14 protein-coding genes and 1 pseudogene are annotated in these 19,775 nt (G+C 60.7%); 10 read left to right on the top strand and 5 right to left on the bottom strand.

The window, feature by feature from the left end; all coding sequences use genetic code 11:
• The first annotated feature begins 84 nt into the window (after positions 1-84).
• The 3 genes from GNZ13_RS42530 to GNZ13_RS42520 all read left to right on the top strand — a co-directional run bounded on the left by GNZ13_RS42530 (position 85) and on the right by GNZ13_RS42520 (position 2,431).
• Positions 85-897, top strand: a complete 813-nt coding sequence (locus GNZ13_RS42530; RefSeq protein ID WP_172176300.1) for a DUF1835 domain-containing protein — start codon at positions 85-87, stop codon at positions 895-897.
• 14 nt (positions 898-911) lie between these two features.
• Entirely contained in the window at positions 912-1,520 is a 609-nt protein-coding gene (locus GNZ13_RS42525) for a TetR/AcrR family transcriptional regulator (RefSeq protein ID WP_172176298.1), read from the top strand.
• Positions 1,521-1,762: 242 nt separating this feature from the next.
• Positions 1,763-2,431, top strand: a complete 669-nt coding sequence (locus GNZ13_RS42520) for a GNAT family N-acetyltransferase (protein ID WP_172176296.1) — start codon at positions 1,763-1,765, stop codon at positions 2,429-2,431.
• Between the two features lie 84 nt (positions 2,432-2,515).
• On the opposite strand, the gene GNZ13_RS42515 is transcribed toward GNZ13_RS42520, so the two are convergent.
• Entirely contained in the window at positions 2,516-3,013 is a 498-nt protein-coding gene (locus tag GNZ13_RS42515) for an Lrp/AsnC family transcriptional regulator (protein ID WP_169491017.1), read from the bottom strand.
• 245 nt (positions 3,014-3,258) lie between these two features.
• On the opposite strand from GNZ13_RS42515, the gene hppD reads away from it, so the two are divergent.
• The gene (gene hppD, locus GNZ13_RS42510) at positions 3,259-4,356 is read left to right on the top strand and encodes a 4-hydroxyphenylpyruvate dioxygenase (RefSeq protein WP_121108780.1); all 1,098 of its coding nucleotides are present in this window, start codon (positions 3,259-3,261) and stop codon (positions 4,354-4,356) included.
• Between the two features lie 136 nt (positions 4,357-4,492).
• On the opposite strand, the gene GNZ13_RS42505 is transcribed toward hppD, so the two are convergent.
• The gene (locus tag GNZ13_RS42505; protein WP_172176294.1) at positions 4,493-4,699 is read right to left on the bottom strand and encodes a hypothetical protein; all 207 of its coding nucleotides are present in this window, start codon (positions 4,697-4,699) and stop codon (positions 4,493-4,495) included.
• Positions 4,700-5,045: 346 nt separating this feature from the next.
• Here GNZ13_RS42505 and GNZ13_RS42500 point away from each other — a divergent pair, with 346 nt between their 5' ends.
• On the top strand, positions 5,046-8,645 hold the full coding sequence (locus GNZ13_RS42500) for an indolepyruvate ferredoxin oxidoreductase family protein (protein ID WP_172176292.1): 3,600 nt from the start codon (positions 5,046-5,048) through the stop codon (positions 8,643-8,645).
• An 821-nt stretch (positions 8,646-9,466) separates the two neighbouring features.
• Here the strand turns inward: GNZ13_RS42500 and GNZ13_RS42495 are convergent.
• The gene (locus GNZ13_RS42495; protein WP_172176290.1) at positions 9,467-11,749 is read right to left on the bottom strand and encodes an NADP-dependent malic enzyme; all 2,283 of its coding nucleotides are present in this window, start codon (positions 11,747-11,749) and stop codon (positions 9,467-9,469) included.
• 292 nt (positions 11,750-12,041) lie between these two features.
• Positions 12,042-13,289 carry an MFS transporter gene (locus GNZ13_RS42490; RefSeq protein WP_172176288.1) on the bottom strand — a complete coding sequence of 416 codons (1,248 nt, stop codon included), beginning with the start codon at positions 13,287-13,289 and terminating at the stop codon, positions 12,042-12,044.
• A gap of 389 nt (positions 13,290-13,678) precedes the next feature.
• On the opposite strand from GNZ13_RS42490, the gene GNZ13_RS42485 reads away from it, so the two are divergent.
• On the top strand, positions 13,679-14,365 hold the full coding sequence (locus tag GNZ13_RS42485) for an orotate phosphoribosyltransferase (protein ID WP_154566346.1): 687 nt from the start codon (positions 13,679-13,681) through the stop codon (positions 14,363-14,365).
• A 103-nt stretch (positions 14,366-14,468) separates the two neighbouring features.
• Here the strand turns inward: GNZ13_RS42485 and GNZ13_RS42480 are convergent.
• Positions 14,469-15,156 (bottom strand): annotated as a pseudogene (locus tag GNZ13_RS42480) (response regulator).
• 265 nt (positions 15,157-15,421) lie between these two features.
• Here GNZ13_RS42480 and GNZ13_RS42475 point away from each other — a divergent pair.
• The 4 genes from GNZ13_RS42475 (at position 15,422) to GNZ13_RS42460 (ending at position 19,723) form a co-directional block, all read left to right on the top strand.
• Positions 15,422-16,024: a YbhB/YbcL family Raf kinase inhibitor-like protein gene (locus GNZ13_RS42475; RefSeq protein ID WP_172176286.1), complete on the top strand. Its 603-nt coding sequence runs from the start codon at positions 15,422-15,424 to the stop codon at positions 16,022-16,024.
• Positions 16,025-16,165: 141 nt separating this feature from the next.
• Positions 16,166-16,738 carry a flavodoxin family protein gene (locus GNZ13_RS42470; protein ID WP_172176284.1) on the top strand — a complete coding sequence of 191 codons (573 nt, stop codon included), beginning with the start codon at positions 16,166-16,168 and terminating at the stop codon, positions 16,736-16,738.
• Positions 16,739-16,872: 134 nt separating this feature from the next.
• Positions 16,873-17,820, top strand: coding sequence for an N-acetyl-gamma-glutamyl-phosphate reductase (argC, locus tag GNZ13_RS42465; protein ID WP_172176282.1), 948 nt, complete (start codon positions 16,873-16,875; stop codon positions 17,818-17,820).
• Between the two features lie 490 nt (positions 17,821-18,310).
• Positions 18,311-19,723, top strand: a complete 1,413-nt coding sequence (locus GNZ13_RS42460) for a DUF2957 domain-containing protein (RefSeq protein ID WP_172176280.1) — start codon at positions 18,311-18,313, stop codon at positions 19,721-19,723.
• The last annotated feature ends 52 nt before the right edge of the window (positions 19,724-19,775 follow it).

The raw sequence follows: 19,775 nt of genomic DNA, 5'->3' as shown, positions 1-19,775 counted from the left end.
GCGATCGGACACCTATCCCGATCGATGAGCGGCCCCTTTTTGTCATTTGTCATTTGCGTTTTTTGCCTGCCCAAGCCACTGCCGATGAGCACCATTCACCTCACCAACGGCGATGTCGCCGCCGAGTCACTGCGCGCCGCCCTAGCCGAGGCGGGCCGCGACGATCGCGTGCACGCACTGCGCGACGATCTGGCGGTCGGTCCGCTGCGCGGTATCGATGACGGACCCGACGTGCGAGCAGAGTTCTGGGACCGTGTCAGCACGGACACCCGGCGCGATTTTCTTCGGGAATTCCGCGAGCAGGCGGCCGCGCTGGAGAACATCGCGCGCGGTAACGCGAACCTGGTGGTCTGGCACGGCGAAAGCGCAGCCGATCAACTTATGCTGCGCCGCGTCTCGTACCACCTGCGTAACAGCCCCCAACGGCTGAATGAAGTGCGTCTGTCGATTCGCGACCTCACCGATCCGGGCGCATGGGCGCACAGCCGCAAAGATCGCGCGACATCCGTCGGCATGTTCGCGCCGGCTGTACTGCAAGGGCGCCTGCCGGACGCGGCGCCGATTTCGGTTCTGCGCATCAGCCGGCTCGCGCTCGAATGGCAGGAGGCCAAACACGCGAACGGCGAAACACGGCGCTGGCGCGACAACACGTTCACGAGCGGCAGCTTCGCCGATCTGGACGCATTGATTCTCGAGCAGGCCACCGGCGACTGGCAACCCGCCGCGCGTGTTGCCGCCGAACTGATGACCGCCGAACTCTGGTATCTGGTGAGCGACAGCATCGTGCTGTGGCGCTTCCGCGAACTGGCCGCGACGCGCCGCATCAAGCTGCGTGGCGACGCGAGCGCATGGCGCACTCTGGAACTGTGCGCGGCGCTTGCCCCCTGTCCACACTAATAAAAAAGACGACTATGGCCCGCACCCGAGCCCCCGACCACGAAACCCAGCGCGATCAGATTCTCGAACTGGCTGCGGCGAAATTCGCACAGACGAGCTACCCGAGCACCTCGATGGCCGACCTCGCCGCCGCGAGCGGCACCTCGAAAGCGCGCCTGTACCACTACTACGCGAGCAAGGAAGCGATCCTGTTCGATCTGCTGGACCGCTACACGAAGCGGCTGATGCTGATCATCGCCGAGGTGGAAGGCGCAAGCCAACGTCGCGGACTGTCCGAGCGGGAAACCTTCGCGGAGCTGATTCGCGCGTTTCTGTCCGAGTACGAGACGTCGCACAGCCGCCACGTCGCGCTCCTGAATGACGTGAAGTATCTGGTCGACACCCAGCGAGAGATCATCCTGAACCGCCAGCGCGACGTGGTCGCGGCGTTTGCGCGGCAGCTGGCGCGCGCCTATCCGGAACGCGCCACGCGCGAAAACCAGACCGCCCTCACGATGATGGTGTTCGGCATGATCAACTGGACGTTCACCTGGCTCAAGCCGGACGGACGGATGGGCTACCGGGAGTTTGCCGAACAGGTGGTCAATATGGTGGACCACGGATTGAGCTCTGCCGAAGGCTGATTGCGCACGGCAGCATTGTTCAGAGGAAATAATCGGCTTGGGTTGCCTCGCCGCGACATCTTGTCACGAACGCTCGTTCAATTTATTTTCCTTTAATAATCAACGACACAAAAATAGGGCGCTAACTTTTTAGGCATTCCCTTCAAATTTTGATACGGGTTTTCCCTAGTAGTGGAACAGGGTTTCCGATAAAATTGTTTTTGCGGTGCACCATGCCGCTTGATCAAAAGGAGAACCTGACCATGAACATGATTACACCCCGCGCCGCTGAGCCGATCGTCGCGCACGATCGCCTGTTGCAGCCAGGCGGTCGTGCGCCTGCTCTGGTCCGCGAACTCACCGCCATCGACCGTGATCGGCTGCTGACCCACTTCCTCTCGCTCGACGAAGACGACCGCCTTTTGCGCTTCGGCCAGATCGTGCCGGACCACGTCATTGAAAACTACGTCCGCGCGATCGATTTCACGCGCGACACGGTCTTCGGTGTGTTCAATAGTCAATTGCAACTCATCGGTGTCGGCCATCTGGCGTATCTGCCGGCTGAAGGCGACAAGCGAACTGCCGAGTTCGGCGTGTCGGTGCTGGAAAGCGCCCGCGGGCAAGGTATTGGCTCGAAGCTCTTCGAGCGCGCCGCCATCCGCAGCCGCAATACGCATGTCACTATGCTTTACATGCACTGCCTGTCGCGCAATTCGACCATGATGCACATCGCGAAGAAGGCTGGCATGAAGATCGAATACGCGTACGGCGAGGCAGACGCCTATCTGACGCTGCCGCCTGCAGATCAATCGAGCATCATCTCCGAGATGCTGCAGGAGCAAGCCGCGGTGTTCGACTACGCACTCAAGCGCCAGGCGCGCCAGGCGTCGAGGCTGTTCGAATCGTTCTTGCCGGCAGCTGAGGCCGCTTAACTGGTCTGTACTTCGGCAAAACAAAAAGGGCGGCCTTTGTGGCTGCCCTTTTTGTTTGTCCGTCACCTGACCGCGGCCCGGCGTTCACAAAATCGGCAGTGCCGTCGTCTCCTTGAACTTCTCGAGCGAAAAGCTCGTCTTCACGTCGATTACAGAGGGATGGTGCAGCAACTGGTCCTGCACAAAACGTGAAAAGTGCGCCATATCCTCGACCTGCACACGCAGCAGGTAATCCATGTCGCCCGTCATCGCGTGACAAGCGACCACTTCCGGCCACGTCTGCACCGCTGCGCGGAACAGATCGGCATGCGTGGCGTCGCCGCGCGGGCTGAGCGCCGGACCGCTGCGCTTCTCCAACCGCACGTTGACGTAAGCCAGCAGATCGAGCCCAAGCTTTTGCGCATCGAGCAGCGCGACATAGCCGCGAATCACTCCGCTCTCTTCCAGCCGACGGATACGCCGTAGACACGGACTCGGCGACAAGTTGATGCGCTCGGCGATCTCCTGATTCGACAGCCGGCCATTCTCCTGAAGGATCGCCAGAATGCGTCTGTCGATGGCGTCTATCTCTATATTGGCCATTTTCTGCCGTCCATGTAAAAAAATGAGCTAGAAAATAGCTTAATCGTATCTACGCGCGATTAAATTCGCAAGTTTTCGTCGCCAGCCGGCCTTTACACTTGCGTCATTCAGTCGCGCAATGTGCGCGCCCATTAGCTTTGCATGGGACCTGAGTAAGTGCTTTGCATGGGCCCGGAGTAAGTGCTGAAGCACTAACTCCGGCCGACAGCTAAAGCGCTAACTCAGGTCGACACAGGAGACAGACAATGCAGGTTTCAACTTGGGAAAACCCGGTCGGCACCGACGGCTTCGAATTCATCGAATACACCGCACCGGATCCGAAGGCGCTCGGCAAGCTGTTCGAACAGATGGGCTTCACCGCCGTCGCCCGGCATCGTCACAAAGACGTGACGCTGTATCGCCAGGGCGAAATCAACTTCATCGTCAACGGGGAACAGCATTCGTTCGCGCAACGTTTCACGCGCCTGCATGGCCCGTCGATCTGCGCGATCGCCTTCCGTGTGCAGGACGCGGCGAAGGCTTACCAGCAGGCGCTGGAAAAAGGCGCCTGGGGCTTCGACAATAAGACCGGCCCGATGGAACTGAACATCCCGGCGATCAAGGGTATCGGCGACTCGCTGATCTATTTCGTCGACCGCTGGCGCGGCAAGAACGGTGCTGAGCCGGGCACCATCGGCAACATCGACATTTACGACGTCGACTTCGAGCCGATTCCGGGCGCGAATCCGAACCCTGTCGGCCACGGTCTGACCTACATCGACCATCTGACGCACAACGTCCATCGCGGCCGCATGCAGGAATGGGCGGAGTTCTATGAGCGCCTGTTCAATTTCCGGGAAGTGCGTTACTTCGACATTGAAGGCAAAGTGACCGGCGTGAAATCGAAGGCGATGACCTCGCCGTGCGGCAAAATCCGCATTCCGATCAATGAGGAAGGGTCAGACGTAGCCGGTCAGATCCAAGAGTATCTGGACCAGTACCACGGCGAAGGCATCCAGCACATCGCGCTGGGCAGCAACGACATCTATCGCACTGTGGACGGTTTGCGCGCGGCGAACATCTCGCTGCTCGATACGATCGACACGTACTATGAACTGGTCGATCGCCGTGTGCCGAACCACGGCGAGCCGCTCGACGAATTGCGTAAGCGCAAGATCCTGATCGACGGCGCACCCGACGACTTGCTGCTGCAGATCTTCACCGAAAACCAGATCGGACCGATCTTCTTCGAGATCATCCAGCGAAAGGGCAATCAGGGCTTCGGCGAGGGCAATTTCAAGGCGCTGTTCGAATCGATCGAGCTGGACCAGATTCGCCGTGGCGTGGTTCAGGACAAGGCCTAACACTAAAGGCCGGCGCGGAATCTGAGAGAGATAAAAAAGGCGAGGATCTTGCGATCCTCGCCCTTCGTCGTTTATGCCGTTCTCCGATGCCCGGACAACGGCCGATTTTCAACCGACGCGTCGCTTCAGCGACGCATCACGAATTCTGGTCTTCCTCGCCGGCCTTTGTGGATCGTGCAATGCGCTCCATTGCAATGCGTGCTGGCGCGACTTGCGCCGTGCTGGTGATCGCGTTCGACAGCGCCCCTGCGCTGCTCGAGCTTGGGCTCGAGCGCACCGGCGCGCTCATGGCGAAGAATGCGGCCGAAACCATCAGGAACGTCTGGATGTTTCTAGTGTTCATGCGTACTCCTTTTCTGACTGCCCTGCTGTCCTGAAGCTCCACCGAATGCAGAGCGTTGCGCAGACATTGCTCGCAGGTGGGTGTTAGACAGACATTTCAACTGCGGTTCCGCATATTTGTAGTTTTTACAGCTTGTTACAGGGGTGTTCCGGCACTGAAAGTCATCCGATACGCTCCGTGAACATCACGCTGCATTGCCGCATTTTCGCCGCGCTGCGGCGGGTTTTCACCAGTGCTACCATCGCTTAAAACACGTCAATATGGCGACCCCGGCCTTACGCATCCACAAGATGCGGCGGTCCAAAAAAGTTTTGGTGATCCCAAACTCGGTGGAGGAGTACACATAATGAATGCCCCGCTAGACGCAGGTCAGCGAGCCTCGCTCGAAGCCGCGCTATCTTCCGTCACGCTCGACGACAAATACACCCTCGAGCGCGGCCGCGCGTACATGAGCGGCATCCAGGCGCTAGTGCGTCTGCCGATGCTGCAACAGGAACGCGACCAGGCCGCCGGGCTCAATACCGCCGGTTTTATCTCCGGTTACCGTGGATCGCCGCTCGGCGGACTCGACCAATCCTTGTGGAAGGCGAAACAGCATCTCGCCGCGCATCGCGTCGTGTTCCAGCCCGGCGTCAACGAAGACCTCGCGGCGACCGCCGTGTGGGGTTCACAGCAGGTCAATCTGTACCCGAGCGCCAAATACGATGGCGTCTTCTCGATGTGGTACGGCAAAGGCCCGGGCGTCGACCGCTCCGGCGACGTCTTCAAGCACGGCAATTCGGCAGGCTCGGCGCAACACGGCGGCGTTCTCGTGCTCGCCGGCGACGATCACGCCGCCAAATCCTCGACACTCGCGCACCAGTCGGAACACATCTTCAAGGCGTGTGGCCTGCCGGTGCTGTTTCCATCGAACGTGCAGGAATATCTGGACTTCGGCCTGCACGGCTGGGCGATGAGCCGCTACTCCGGCCTGTGGGTGGCGATGAAGTGCGTGACCGACGTGGTCGAATCGTCGGCTTCGGTCGATATCGATCCGCACCGCACGAAAATCATTCTGCCGGACGACTTCGCGATGCCCGAAGGCGGCCTGAACATTCGCTGGCCGGATCCGCCACTAGTGCAGGAAGCGCGTCTACTCGACTACAAGTGGTATGCGGCGCTCGCCTATGTGCGCGCGAACAAACTGGACCGCGTCGAAATCGATTCGCCACATGCCCGTTTCGGCATCATGACCGCCGGCAAGGCGTACCTCGACGTGCGTCAGGCGCTGACCGATCTCGGCCTCGACGACGAAACCTGCTCGCGCATCGGCATCCGTCTGTATAAGGTTGGCTGTGTATGGCCGCTTGAGGCGCAAGGTGCGCACGCGTTCGCGCGCGGTCTCGAGGAAATTCTGGTGATTGAAGAAAAACGCCAGATCCTCGAATATGCGATCAAGGAAGAACTGTACAACTGGCCCGATGCGCAGCGTCCGCGTGTGTTCGGCAAGTTCGACGAAAAGGACGGCGCGGGTGGCGAATGGTCGGTGCCGATGGGCAACTGGCTGCTGCCGGCCCACTACGAACTTTCGCCGGCGATCATCGCCAAGGCGATCGCCACGCGGCTCGACAAGTTCGACCTGCCGTCCGACGTGCGTGCGCGCATTGCGATGCGCATCGCGGTAATCGAAGCGAAGGAAAAAACCTTGGCGCGTCCGCGCGTCGAAGCCGAGCGCAAGCCGTGGTTCTGCTCGGGTTGTCCGCACAACACGTCGACGAACGTGCCGGAAGGCTCGCGCGCGATGGCCGGCATTGGCTGCCACTACATGACCGTGTGGATGGACCGCAGCACCAGCACCTTCAGCCAGATGGGCGGCGAAGGCGTCGCGTGGATCGGCCAGGCGCCGTTCACCAACGACAAGCACGTGTTCGCCAACCTTGGCGACGGCACCTACTTTCACTCGGGCCTGCTCGCGATTCGCGCGGCAATCGCGTCGAAGGCGAACATCACCTACAAGCTGCTCTATAACGACGCGGTTGCGATGACGGGCGGCCAACCGGTCGACGGCGTGCTGACCGTGCCGCAGATCACGCATCAACTCGCCGCCGAAGGCGCGACGAAAATCGTGATCGTCACGGACGAACCGGAGAAGTACTCCGCGAACGTCGGCCTCGCACCCGGCATCGACATTCATCATCGCGACAAGCTCGACGAAGTTCAGCGTCAGCTTCGCGAGATTCCCGGCACCACGATCCTGATCTATGACCAGACCTGCGCGACCGAGAAGCGCCGCCGCAGGAAACGCGGTACGTATCCGGATCCGGCGCGTCGTGTCGTGATCAACGAAGCGGTGTGCGAAGGCTGCGGCGATTGCTCGGTGAAGTCGAATTGCCTCTCCGTGGAGCCGCTCGATACCGAGTACGGCACCAAACGACAGATCAATCAGTCGACCTGCAATAAGGATTTCTCGTGCGTGAACGGGTTCTGCCCGAGCTTCGTATCCGTCGAAGGGGGGCAGTTGCGCAAGCCGAAAGCGGCTTCGGGCATCGTCGGTGACGCGATGCCGCCCGTGCCGGAACCCGAACTACCGTCGATCGCGCGCCCTTATGGGGTGCTGGTGACGGGCGTCGGCGGCACGGGCGTCGTCACGATCGGCGCATTGCTCGGGATGGCCGCGCACCTGGAAAACAAGGGCGTCACGGTACTCGACGTCACCGGCCTCGCGCAAAAGGGCGGCGCCGTGATGAGCCACGTGCAGATCGCACAGAACCCGGCCGACATTCACGCGACCCGCATCGCTATGGGCGAAGCAAGTCTCGTGATCGGCTGCGACGCGATCGTCACCGCCAGCGACGAATGCGTCTCGCGGATGCAGGTGGGCCGCACACGCGTAGTGCTCAATAGCGCGCACACGCCGACCGCCGAGCTCATCAAGAACCCGAACTGGCGCTTCCCGGGCAGCAGCACCGAAGCTGACGTGCGTGCCGGTGCGGGCGACGACGGTGTCGATATGGTCGACGCGAATCACTTCGCCGTCGCGCTGCTTGGTGACGCGATCTACACGAATCCGTTCGTGCTCGGCTACGCGTGGCAACGCGGCTGGGTGCCGCTGACCTATCAGTCGCTGATGCGTGCGATCGAGCTGAACAACGTCCAGATCGAGAAGAACCGTGCGGCATTCGAATGGGGCCGCCGTGCTGCGCACGATCTGGCGGCGGTGCGCACGCTCACCCAGTCGCAAGGACGCGGTGCCGCAGCGGAAACGGCGAGCAGCAAGATCATCTCGCTGCACACGCCGAAGGCGCTCGACACGCTGATCGACAAGCGCGCCGACTACCTTGCAGCATGGCAAAACGACGCGTACGCCGAGCGTTATCGCACCCTTGTGTCGCAAGTTCGTGTGGCGGAATCGACGCTCGATTCGATTGACGGTCAGTTGCCGTTGACCGAAGCGGTCGCGAAGAACCTGCACAAGCTGATGGCGTACAAGGACGAGTACGAAGTCGCACGACTCTACAGCGACCCCGCATTCATCGAAAAACTGAAGGCGAATTTCGAAGGCGACTGGAAGCTGCACATTCACCTCGCGCCGCCGACGTTCTCGAAGAAAGACGCACAAGGTCATCTGGTGAAGAAGAAATACGGACCCTGGGTGTTCAGCGCCATGCACGTGCTCGCAAAACTCAAGTTCCTGCGCGGAACAGCGCTCGACGTGTTCGGCAAGACGGAGGAGCGTCGCACGGAGCGTGCGCTGATCGTCGAATACGAAGCGCTGGTGCGCGAGCTGATCGGCGGCCTGACCGCGCAGAAGCGTGAACTGGCGGTCGAACTGGCGAATCTGCCGGACGGCATCCGCGGCTACGGGCACGTGAAGGAAAATAATCTGAAGGGCGTGCGGGTCAAGTGGAACGACTTGCTGACGCGCTGGCGCTCGCCGGAAGCGGGAAAGACGCAGCACGCGGCATGATCTTGCCGGCTTGACCGGCTGGCGTCGGCCTGAAATGGAAAAGGCGGCTGTCCTCGCGGACAGTCGCCTTTTTTTATGCCTGTTTCGACACGTGATGCGTGTGTACAAGAACAAGCGGTACTGCTCCTTCCAACAACACAACAACCAACCAAAAACAAACAACTACCAAACAGCAACTACAACTACACACTACTACTTCAACTACCGACTGCTACTTCAACTTCCAACTTCAACTTCAACTTCAACTTCAACTGCTACTGCTACTGCTACTGCTACTGCTACTGCTACTGCTACTGCTACTGCTACTGCTACTGCTACTTCGACCACCGACTACTACTTCAACCACCAACTGCTACTTCAACTTCCAACTTCCAACTTCCAACTTCCAACTTCCAACTTCCAACTTCCAACTTCCAACTTCAACTGCTACTTCAACCACCAACTACAACCACACACTTACTACCAGTACTGCAACCCATTGGTACTGCTGTCTTCACCATCAGAACTACTACTGCCACTACGAACTTCTCAACACCAGAGGAAGCGCAGCGCCTGACTCGATGCAAGGATTGACCAGCCAACTGTTCCGTTGCCATCGCGTTGTGCTGCGCCTCAGAAGTAACTTTACAAAAGTGTCACAGCGAATCGAATAGGAGCATTCTTAAAGCTCGCCTAGCTCCCTAAGATTTCCTCAGACCAACGGTCACCAGAATAAGAGCGCGCAAATAGAAAAACGCCACGGAATCAACTTCCGCGGCGTTCTCTTGGCTTTCAAGCGAACGCCGCAATGCGGCGCCGCTTCAAGCATCAACCTATTCGCATTACTGCGCGCTCACCCGCTTGCGTGCGTTGGCCGAAGCCACCGCCGTCATGTTGATGATCCGGCGCACGGTCGCAGCCGGCGTCAGGATGTGCACTGGTTTTTCCGCGCCCAGCAGGAACGGACCCACCGTCACGCCTTCGCCGCCGACCATCTTCAGCAGGTTGTACGCGATGTTCGCCGCTTCGACGTTCGGCATGATCAGCAGGTTCGCTTCGCCAGTCAGCGTCGTGCCTGGGAACGCGGCCTTGCGGACCACTTCCGACAACGCCGCATCGCCGTGCATTTCGCCGTCGATCTGGAGCGAAGGCGCGCGTTCAACGATCAGCTTGCGAGCTGCGGCCATACGTTGCGACGACGCGGACGGCGCGCTGCCGAAGTTCGAATTCGACAGCAACGCAACCTTCGGCGTAATGCCGAATTTTTCGATTTCACGCGAAGCCAGCATCGTCATGTCTGCGAGCTGTTCGGCGGTCGGCGTTTCGTTCACGTACGTGTCGCAGATGAACAGGTTACGGCCAGGCAGCATGAGCAGATTCATTGCAGCGAAGTTCTGCACGTTATCCGCCTTGCCCAGCACCTGCTCGATGAACTTCAGATGCGTGTGGTACTGGCCGATCATCCCGCAGATCATGCCGTCCGCTTCGCCGAGGCGCACCAGGATTGCGCCGATCAGCGTGTTGAACTTGCGCATCGCGGCCTTCGCGACGTCCGGCGTCACGCCTTCGCGCGCGCCGAGTTCGTGGTATGCCTGCCAGCATTGCTGATAGCGCGGATCGTCTTCCGGATCGACGATCACGAAGTCTTCTCCGCACTTCAGCTTCGAGCCCATCTTCTTCAGACGCATCTCGATCACCGATGGACGACCGACCAGAATCGGTTTGGCGATCTTTTCCAGCAGCACGAATTGCGCGGCGCGCAGCACGCGCTCGTCTTCACCCTCGGCGAACACGATACGCGCCACCTCTGACTTCGCCGCGGCGAACACGGGACGCATCACCATACCGGTGCGGTACACGGTCGTGCCGAGCTCTTCGCGGTACGCGTCCATATCCTTGATCGGACGGGTCGCGACGCCCGAGTCCATCGCAGCCTGTGCGACAGCCGGCGCGATCTTGATGATCAGGCGGGGGTCGAACGGCTTCGGAATCAGGTATTCCGGACCGAATTCGAGCGAGTGGCCTTCGTACGCCTTGGCGACCTCATCGCCCTGGTCGGCTTCTTCTGCCAGTTCCGCAATCGCGCGCACGCACGCGAGCTTCATTTCTTCCGTGATCGTGGTTGCGCCGACATCCAGCGCGCCGCGGAAGATGAACGGGAAGCACAGCACGTTGTTGACCTGGTTCGGGTAGTCCGAACGGCCCGTCGCGATGATGCAGTCCGGGCGCACCTTCTTCGCTTCTTCCGGACGGATTTCCGGTTCCGGATTCGCCAGCGCCAGAATCAGCGGCTGCGTGCCCATTTCGGCGACCATTTCCGGCTTCAGCACGCCGGCGCTCGAGCAGCCGAGGAACACGTCGGCGCCGCGGATCGCGTCAGCCAGCGTGCGTGCTTCGGTATTCGCCGCGTAGCGTTCCTTCGACGGATCCAGATTGCCGCGGCCTTCGTAGATCACGCCCTTCGAGTCCGTGACCAGCACGTTCTTTTTCGACAGGCCCAGATTCACCAACAGATCCAGACACGCGATCGCAGCCGCGCCCGCGCCCGAACACACCAGCTTCACTTCGTCGAGTTTCTTGCCGACCACTTTCAGGCCGTTCAGGATCGCCGCCGAAGCGATGATCGCAGTGCCGTGCTGATCGTCGTGGAAAACGGGAATCTTCATGCGCTCGCGCAGCTTCTTTTCGATGTAGAAGCACTCAGGCGCCTTGATGTCTTCAAGGTTGATACCGCCCAAGGTCGGCTCGAGCATCGCAATCGCTTCAACCAGCTTGTCCGGGTCAGACTCGGAGAGTTCGATGTCGAAGACGTCGATGCCGGCGAACTTTTTGAACAGGCAACCCTTGCCTTCCATCACCGGCTTCGCGGCGAGCGGGCCGATGTTGCCGAGACCGAGCACGGCCGTGCCGTTCGTGATCACGCCGACGAGGTTGCCGCGCGAGGTGTACTTCTGCGCGTCGAGCGGGTCTTCATAGATCGCCATGCAGGCCGCGGCGACACCCGGCGAGTAAGCGAGCGACAGATCGAGCTGGTTCGAGAGCGGCTTGGTGGGCGTGACCGAAATCTTGCCGGGCTTCGGAAACTGGTGGTATGCGAGAGCGCTTTGCTTAAGTTGTTCGTCCATTTTATGGCCTGCGAGACGTAAGTAATTGGGCCCGGCACACTGCTCCGTTGGCGTCGCTTCTCGTCTATCGAATGGATAATCGACGGTGGCGGTTTTCGCATGCGCCGGTTGGGCGCGGCGTCGAACCTCGGCGGAGCGCAAGACGGTGCGGAGTGCTACGCGGGTCGGTTAGTGTACACCCCGAATGCGTCGATGCACTGACTGGTTAACGCGGCTCGCCATCGGCGAAACAAGCGCCAGCAATGCTGCAGCGCCGCATCCGGCGGCCGTTTTGCTCACGGCCGTGCACGCGTCATTCGAGCTCAGCGCCGCGTCGTTCGGGAATCAGAAAGAGCGTCGCGAAGACGTCGAGCAGATAGATCGACGCGAGCAAAGCGAGCGCGGCGCCGAACGAATAGCGTGCGGCCAATGCGCCTACGACCACCGGCCCGAAACCGCCGACCGCCCTGCCGACATTGAACAGCACGTTCTGCGCGGTGGCGCGCGCATCGGTGGGATAAAGCTCGGAGATCAATGCGCCATAGCCGCCGATCATCCCGTTGACGAACACGCCCATGGCCGCGCCACCGATCAGCAGCGCCATCGGCGTTGTCAGATGGGCGTAGACGAATACCATCACCACCGCGCCCACCTGGTAGAACAGGAACGTCGGCTTGCGGCCGAACCGGTCGGCGGCCATGCCGAACAGCCAGATGCCACATGCCATGCCGAGAACCGTTGCGGCGGTCCACACGCCGGATTTGGTCAGCGAATAACCGAACGTCTTCGACAAATAGCTCGGAAGCCAGATCATCAGACCGTAATAGCCGAAGTTCTGTACTGAACAGAGAATCGCGACACCGATGCTGGCGCGTGCGGTGCGTCCGTCGGCTACCAGCAATTTGAGCGGCAGCTTACGCATTCCACGTGAGACGCGCTCGGTGAACAGCGCTGGCTCCTCGACGCTGCGCCGCACGAAAAACGACACCACGGCAGGCAACAAGCCAAGCGCGAACATGCCGCGCCAGCCGATCACCGGCAGCAGCAGCGGCGTCAGCAACGCGGCCGCCAGCACTCCGAGTTGCCATCCCAGCCCGACATAGGACGACACGCGCGCCCGCTGCGATGCCGGCCACGCTTCAGCCACCAGCGTCATGCCGATGCCGAATTCGCCGCCGAGACCAATGCCTGCAACGGTCCGATAGGCCAGCAGGTCTGGATAACCCTGCGCCAGCGCGCATAGGCCCGTAAAGATGGCGAAGATCAAAATCGTCCACGTCAGCATCCGCACGCGGCCGAAATAGTCGCTCAACACACCGAAAATCAGACCGCCTGCGACAGCGCCAATCAGCGTCCACGTAACGAGCGAGCCTGCCTGCGCGGAGCTCAAATGCAGATCCGCGGCAATCACCGGCAGCATGAAGCCGAGGATCAGCAGATCGAAGCCGTCCATCGCGTAACCGAGCACCGATGCGATCAGCGCGCGTCCCGCGTAGCCACTTTTGGCAGGGCCGCTTTCGGCGGGTTCGCGGGTCTCAGTGGCAGAAGAAGCGGCAGTCATTGAAAGCATTCCGTAGGACATGGGGGGCGCCCCACATAGAAGGCCGCCCAGGAAATTCGCGTGAGTGTAAAGGCGCCCCAAGCCGCTCACAAGCAACCGAAAAAGCAGGCCAAAAAACACCCCGGGAAGCAGCAACGATGCAGCCCCAAACGAACCTTGCAAGCCCTGCTCAGCGCGGCCGTTATGACCGCCATTCGCGGCCGGCACGCACGACGGCCTCCTCGGGAGGGCCCATTTCGGGTAAAATGTCGGCCTACGCGCGCAGCAAAAACCGGGCTGTACTCCACTGACCGGCCACGTATTCCGCCCATCATGGCGCGGCATACTCCGCTTGCTGCGCCACCGGGCCCCGCGCCCGCTTCTCCTCGCTCATACCCAAGGATCCGCCCATGACAGGCTTCGATCGCCAGACGATCTCCGACACCACCGCCAAGATGCTGCTGGAAGTGCAAGCAGTGCACTTCAACGCGGAGAAACCGTACATTTTCACGTCCGGCTGGGCGAGCCCGGTTTATATCGACTGCCGCAAGCTGATCTCATATCCGCGCGTGCGTCGCGGCCTGATGGAAATGGCCGAAGCCACCATCCTGCGCGACGTCGGCTATGAACAGATCGACGCGGTGGCCGGTGGCGAAACCGCCGGCATCCCGTTCGCAGCGTGGCTCTCCGACCGCCTGATGGTGCCGATGCAATACGTGCGCAAGAAGCCGAAGGGTTTCGGCCGTAACGCGCAGATCGAAGGTCTGCTGACCGAAGGGCAACGTGTATTGCTGGTCGAAGATCTGACCACGGACAGCCGCAGCAAGATCAACTTCATCAATGCGCTGCGCACCGCCGGCGCAACGGTGAACCACTGCTTCGTGCTGTTCCACTACAACATCTTCAAGGAAAGCGTGTCGGTGCTGAAAGACATCGACGTCGATCTGCACGCGCTCGCCACGTGGTGGGACGTGTTGCGCGTCGCCAAGGCAAACAACTACTTCGACGCCAAGACGCTCGACGAAGTGGAAAAATTCCTGCACGCCCCGGCCGAATGGTCGGCGGCACACGGCGGCGCCAACGCAACGCCGCAGTAAGCACAGCCGCTCAATGCGGGTGGAGTGAAAAAGGCCGCCTGTCTCATCGACAGGCGGCCTTTTTTCGTTGAGCTCGCCCAGCCGGACGAAAGTACGGCCGCGGCTAGGAAGCGCTACCGGTATCGTCGACCGAATGCGACGACAGATTCAGCAAGCCGTTGCTCTGCGCGTACTGGAACAACTCGGAATCGCGATCGATCCCAAGCTTGCGCATCGCCGTATTCTTCTGCGTGCTGATCGTCTTGATGCTGCGATTGAGTTGCTCCGCGATCTCCTTGATCGTCATGCCGGACACGAACAGACGCACAACTTCGAGTTCGCGCCGTGACAGCATCACTTCTTCGTTCTTGCCGCCGGCATTCATGCGCAGCGTATCGAGCGACGCCTTGACGGACGGGCTCATGTATTCCAGGTTGCGGCTGACGTGCTGCACCGCGAGCCCGATGTGGCTCAGATCATCCGATTTGTTGACGACCGAGGTCACGCCGAGTTCGCTCAGCCGCTTGAGCAACGCAGCGTTTTCCAGCATCGTCAGCACGACGATGGGAAGGTCGGGGAAATTGCGGCGCAGATAGCCGATCAACGGCAAACCGTCGCCGTATTGGCCGCCTGGCATCGCCAGATCCGTGACCAGCACGTCGCAGTCAATGGTTTGCAGCACCTTGACCAGTTCGGTTGACTGTCGCGCGCGCCACGACCTGCAGACCTGGAAATTTGAGCAAAGCCTGTTCGGCGCCGAACAGTATCACCGGATGGTCGTCAGCGACCACGACCCTGACTGGATCTTGCATTGCCCTCCCCTCGACAGATAAACCGCTCTCCAAAACTTCTGACTTGCCTTTCTATTCTTGGTACTTCAACTGATCGGGTACGCGGTCTGTATTCGCGCGGACAATTCCTCCGACTATAGCCGATTTCGCGCCCACCAAGCCCGCTGGCGGCAACAATGATCTGTCGCCAAGCGAATGTTAGACTTGATTCGACCTTGGGGCACAAAATAGGGACAATAATCCTCACGAGGACAACCGCCTCGCGCCCTGACAGGAGAACCGGCACATGCGCTCGCGTTGCCTGGTTGTTTCGCTTGCTTCGCTGTTCCGTCGTATGCCGTCCCTCACCTGCGCGATGCTTGGTCTCGCGCTATTCGCGGCACATAGCCCTCACGCACTCGCCGAGGGTGCGTTCACGCTGACCAGCGCCAGCTTCCATGCGGGCGGTACCGTAGATGCGGCTCAGGTTTTCAATCAGGATGACTGCAAAGGCGGCAATCGCTCGCCACAATTGACGTGGCACGATGCGCCGACTGGCACGCGCAGCTTCGCGGTCACGGTGTTCGATCCGGATGCGCCTGGCCGCGGCTGGTGGCACTGGGCAGTTGCGGCCATTCCGGCTACCGTCGACAGCTTGCCGGAAAACGCCAGCTCGTCGGGCTTCTTGAAGAAACTCGGCGCGGTCGAAGCGCGCAATGACTTCGATATCGACGGCTACGGTGGCCCCTGCCCGCCGCCCGGCAAACCTCATCGCTACGTCATCACCGTTTATGCGCTCAGCACCGCAGACCTGCGCCTCGCGCAGGGACGGCCGGCGCTCATGTTCGATCACGAGATCAGCACCGCCACGCTCGGCAGCGCGCGGATGGTGGTCAACTACGGACGGTAGCGGCGCCCGTCAAATTCTGTCATTCGCGCACGCTAATGTGCAATCGAGCGGCGTGTGGGCGATGCTTGTCGAAGTCGCGTCGCTGTATGCGCGCACCGTTGCCGTGCTTACCCCTGTTCCTTCATCTTGCCGGAGAGTGCCATGTCGAAGATCGTCATCGTTTATCACAGCGGCTACGGCCACACGAAGAAAGTCGCCGAGGCTGTGCTGGCCGGCACGCTCGAAGCCGGCGCGGCCGCGAAACTCATGCCGGTCGGCGAAATCGACGACGCTGCCTGGGCAGAACTGGCGGCCGCGGACGCCATCATCTTCGGCGCGCCGACGTACATGGGCGGACCGTCCGCCGACTTCAAGAAATTCGCCGACGCGAGTTCGAAACCGTGGTTCGGCCAAACGTGGAAGGACAAGATCGCGGCCGGCTTCACCAACTCGGCGACCATGAACGGCGACAAGTTCTCGACGATCCAGTACTTCGTCACGCTGGCGATGCAACACAGCATGATCTGGGTGGGCACCGGCATGATGCCGTCGAACACCAAGGCCGCGACCCGCAACGACCTGAACTACGTGGGCGGCTTTACCGGCCTGCTGGCGCAGTCCCCGGCGGATGCATCGCCGGAAGAAGCACCGCCCGCGGGCGATCTGGAAACTGCCCGGATGTTCGGCAAGCGCGTTGCCGACGTGACGGCGCGGTGGAACGCGGGGGTTCGATAACGGTCACGCCGACGTCACTTTCGGCACGCATCGTCGTTTTTTCACCCCGTTTTGCACGTCCGCCGCTATCAGGTCTTAAAATAGCGTTCCGGCGCGGTGTCGCGCCCCGTTTCCAGCAAGCCAGTGAGATCGAGATGAGCACGAAAGTTTTTGTCGACGGACAGGAAGGCACGACCGGCCTGAAGATTTTCGAATACCTGTCGCAACGCGCCGATGTGGAGATCCTGCGTATCGAAGAAGCGAAGCGCAAGGACCTCGAAGAGCGCCGTCGTCTCATCAACGCATCGGACGTCACGTTCCTGTGTCTGCCGGACGTCGCCTCGCGCGAGTCGGCATCGCTGGTCGAAAACGATCATACCGTGCTGATCGATGCCAGCACGGCCTTCCGCACGTCGGCCGACTGGGCCTACGGCCTTCCTGAACTGGCCCGCTCGCAACGCGAGCGTCTGCGCACCGCGAAACGCATCGCCGTGCCGGGCTGCCATGCATCGGCCTTCGTACTGGCCATGCGTCCGCTCGTCGAAGCCGGCGTCGTGGCGCCGGAGTTCGCCGCGCACGCTTACTCGATCACCGGTTACAGCGGCGGCGGCAAGAAAATGATTGCCGACTACGAAGCCGGCGGCAACGACAAACTCAAGAGTCCGCGCCCGTACGCACTCGGTCTCACGCACAAGCATCTGCCGGAAATGGCGGCGCATACGGGCCTGAAGTCGGCGCCGGTGTTCACGCCGATCGTCGGCGACTTCTACAAGGGTCTCGCGGTCACCACCTTCTTCTCGCCGAACCAGTTGGCCAAGAAGGCCGCGCCGCAAGACGTGCAGGCGCTGTTCGCCGAGTACTACGCGGGCGAGGCCTTCGTGCACGTCGCGCCGTTCGATGTGGACGCGAACCTCGACAGCGGCTTCTTCGACGTACAAGCGAACAACGACACCAACCGTGTCGACCTGTTCGTGTTCGGCAACGAAGAGCGCTTCGTGACCGTCGCGCGCCTCGATAACCTGGGCAAGGGCGCCTCGGGCGCAGCGATCCAGTGCATGAACCTCGCGATCGGCGCCGCCGAAGAAGCCGGCTTGAAACGCTGAGCAAGTTCGAGATACAGACGGCATCCGCTGTCAATCCGCTGAAAAGCCGGTCTTTGCAGACCGGCTTTTTTGTTTTAAAAAAACCTGCCCTCAGAATCCCTCTTTCGCAGTTAATCAGTAGTAGCCCGCATTACTTTAAAAAGAAAAATCGGACTGCTCATCAACTGACGGTAATTCATCCCTCAAATTGACCCGCGCAGCATAGTTTTCCGCATAGGGAAACTCCGGATTTTTTCTCGAACGGTCGTTCGAAGATGATAGAGCCATTTTGCTGTAACGCTTACCTGGCAAGGGTGTGCGGCGACGCAACGATGCCGCCGCCGAAGCCAAAATTCCTTTTTTGTTTAAAAGCCCCCTCAGGCCCCATGCAGTGCGCGTCCGGCAAAAATTGCGCTGTTTGAATCGGTCTTTTTAGACGGCTCATTCAATTGACAGGCATTAAACGCGCAGCGAAATTAGTTCGCACAATTACATGAAGGGAGACAGCAGCATGTCGCACGCCATTATTCGAGGTCTGGCGATGGCCATTGCCACGGCCCCATTCCTCATCGCTTGCGGTGGCGGCAAGGCCGACAATCCCGGCACGATCAGTGCACCGCAATGCTCGGGCTCAAGCTGCGGCGTGCAAGGTCCGCCGGCTACAGGCGCGGGTGCGGCCGCGCTATGTCCGGCTACCGCCGACATCGTTAAAACGACGTATCTCGGTGGTGCGGGTAGTGGCGAAATCGTGCAGGTGAACATCGACGCGACTGCGATGACGTATACGCTGAAGTGGCTCGAGTCGCCGATTCCGTTGCGCACAGGTCAGGTCACGCCGACGCGCAAGGGTACGCAGATCACGGGCGCGGTGATCCACCCGCCGACCGGCGCGCTGCCGACCGCCGAACAAATACGCTGCGCCTTCATTCTCGGTGCAGGTACCGGCACCGGCGTCGGCGATGGTCAGCCTTATACGACACCCGACTTCGTCAACAACCCGAATCCCCCGATGATCCTCGTCGGCCAGGGCGTGGCCGGTGGCGGGATCCCGGGCGCGACGGTGCAGTTCAGCGGCCTGAACCTTGGCCTGCTTGGCTCAAACGTCGGCGCGGTGCCGAACCGGCATTTTGACTTCTATCCGTTTCTTGGTTTCGCCAGCACGACGACCGATATCACCAAGCTGCCAGGCACTTACAACGGCCTGCTTTATCACCTGACACCGTCGGGCAACTACGCGACGGTCGCGACCAACACGGTCGAAACGTTTGACGCCAGCGGCACCTGTACGAGCAGCAACACTGCTAATCCGAATTACTCGCCAAACGCCGGTGGCTGCCTGACCACCGGCGACCCGTTGACGCTGAACAGCAACGGGTATTTCGATAGTCAAAAGGCACCGCAAATCGTCGCGCAGTTCAAGCTTCCGGTTCTCGGTGCAAGCGGCAAGTCGGGAGTCGCTCACATGATTCTCGGTCAGGTCAACGGCGCCACGGTACCGCTGGTGGTGCGCACCGGTTTTGTCGACACGAGCAATCTGCTGGCGGCAAAGGTCGACGACGAATCCGGCATCGCGATGCTCGCCGCGGCCACGCCGCTTGCATCCGGTGGCTTTGACGGCGGCTACGTCGGCGCGGACTCGAACTTCAAGTACACCGCAACGTTGATCCAGGGCGCGGTCGGCACGTTCATCAATCCGAGCACCTCGTCGGCGGAAAGCGGCTTCGGTCTGGGTTACGGGCTGCCGAGTCCAGGTCTGGTCGGCGTCCAGGACACCAACGGCAAGACCGGTTTTGCGATCGCATCCGGCGGTCTCTACGCCATCGCAATCCAGGGCACGGAGAACGGCGGCATCACGTCGACGTCGGCGAATTCAGACACGCCGAGCGCCCCCTACTTCGGCATCGGAGCCCAGATCAGCAAATAAGGAACGAAGGACCGGCAATGCGCAGTACGAGACATAAATAGAGCAAAAGGTG

It is taken from the genome of Paraburkholderia elongata (assembly GCF_013177735.1).
GTDB lineage: Bacteria > Pseudomonadota > Gammaproteobacteria > Burkholderiales > Burkholderiaceae > Paraburkholderia > Paraburkholderia elongata.
Note: the sequence above shows the minus strand (reverse complement) of the source record. Positions and strands in the feature narration are given on the sequence as shown.

Coding starts and splice junctions, on each gene's coding strand:
- GNZ13_RS42530 (WP_172176300.1), top strand. CDS start 85: ATGAGCACCATTCACCTCACCAACGGCGATGTCGCCGCCGAGTCACTG.
- GNZ13_RS42525 (WP_172176298.1), top strand. CDS start 912: ATGGCCCGCACCCGAGCCCCCGACCACGAAACCCAGCGCGATCAGATT.
- GNZ13_RS42520 (WP_172176296.1), top strand. CDS start 1,763: ATGAACATGATTACACCCCGCGCCGCTGAGCCGATCGTCGCGCACGAT.
- GNZ13_RS42515 (WP_169491017.1), bottom strand. CDS start 3,013: ATGGCCAATATAGAGATAGACGCCATCGACAGACGCATTCTGGCGATC.
- hppD (WP_121108780.1), top strand. CDS start 3,259: ATGCAGGTTTCAACTTGGGAAAACCCGGTCGGCACCGACGGCTTCGAA.
- GNZ13_RS42505 (WP_172176294.1), bottom strand. CDS start 4,699: ATGAACACTAGAAACATCCAGACGTTCCTGATGGTTTCGGCCGCATTC.
- GNZ13_RS42500 (WP_172176292.1), top strand. CDS start 5,046: ATGAATGCCCCGCTAGACGCAGGTCAGCGAGCCTCGCTCGAAGCCGCG.
- GNZ13_RS42495 (WP_172176290.1), bottom strand. CDS start 11,749: ATGGACGAACAACTTAAGCAAAGCGCTCTCGCATACCACCAGTTTCCG.
- GNZ13_RS42490 (WP_172176288.1), bottom strand. CDS start 13,289: ATGACTGCCGCTTCTTCTGCCACTGAGACCCGCGAACCCGCCGAAAGC.
- GNZ13_RS42485 (WP_154566346.1), top strand. CDS start 13,679: ATGACAGGCTTCGATCGCCAGACGATCTCCGACACCACCGCCAAGATG.
- GNZ13_RS42475 (WP_172176286.1), top strand. CDS start 15,422: ATGCGCTCGCGTTGCCTGGTTGTTTCGCTTGCTTCGCTGTTCCGTCGT.
- GNZ13_RS42470 (WP_172176284.1), top strand. CDS start 16,166: ATGTCGAAGATCGTCATCGTTTATCACAGCGGCTACGGCCACACGAAG.
- argC (WP_172176282.1), top strand. CDS start 16,873: ATGAGCACGAAAGTTTTTGTCGACGGACAGGAAGGCACGACCGGCCTG.
- GNZ13_RS42460 (WP_172176280.1), top strand. CDS start 18,311: ATGTCGCACGCCATTATTCGAGGTCTGGCGATGGCCATTGCCACGGCC.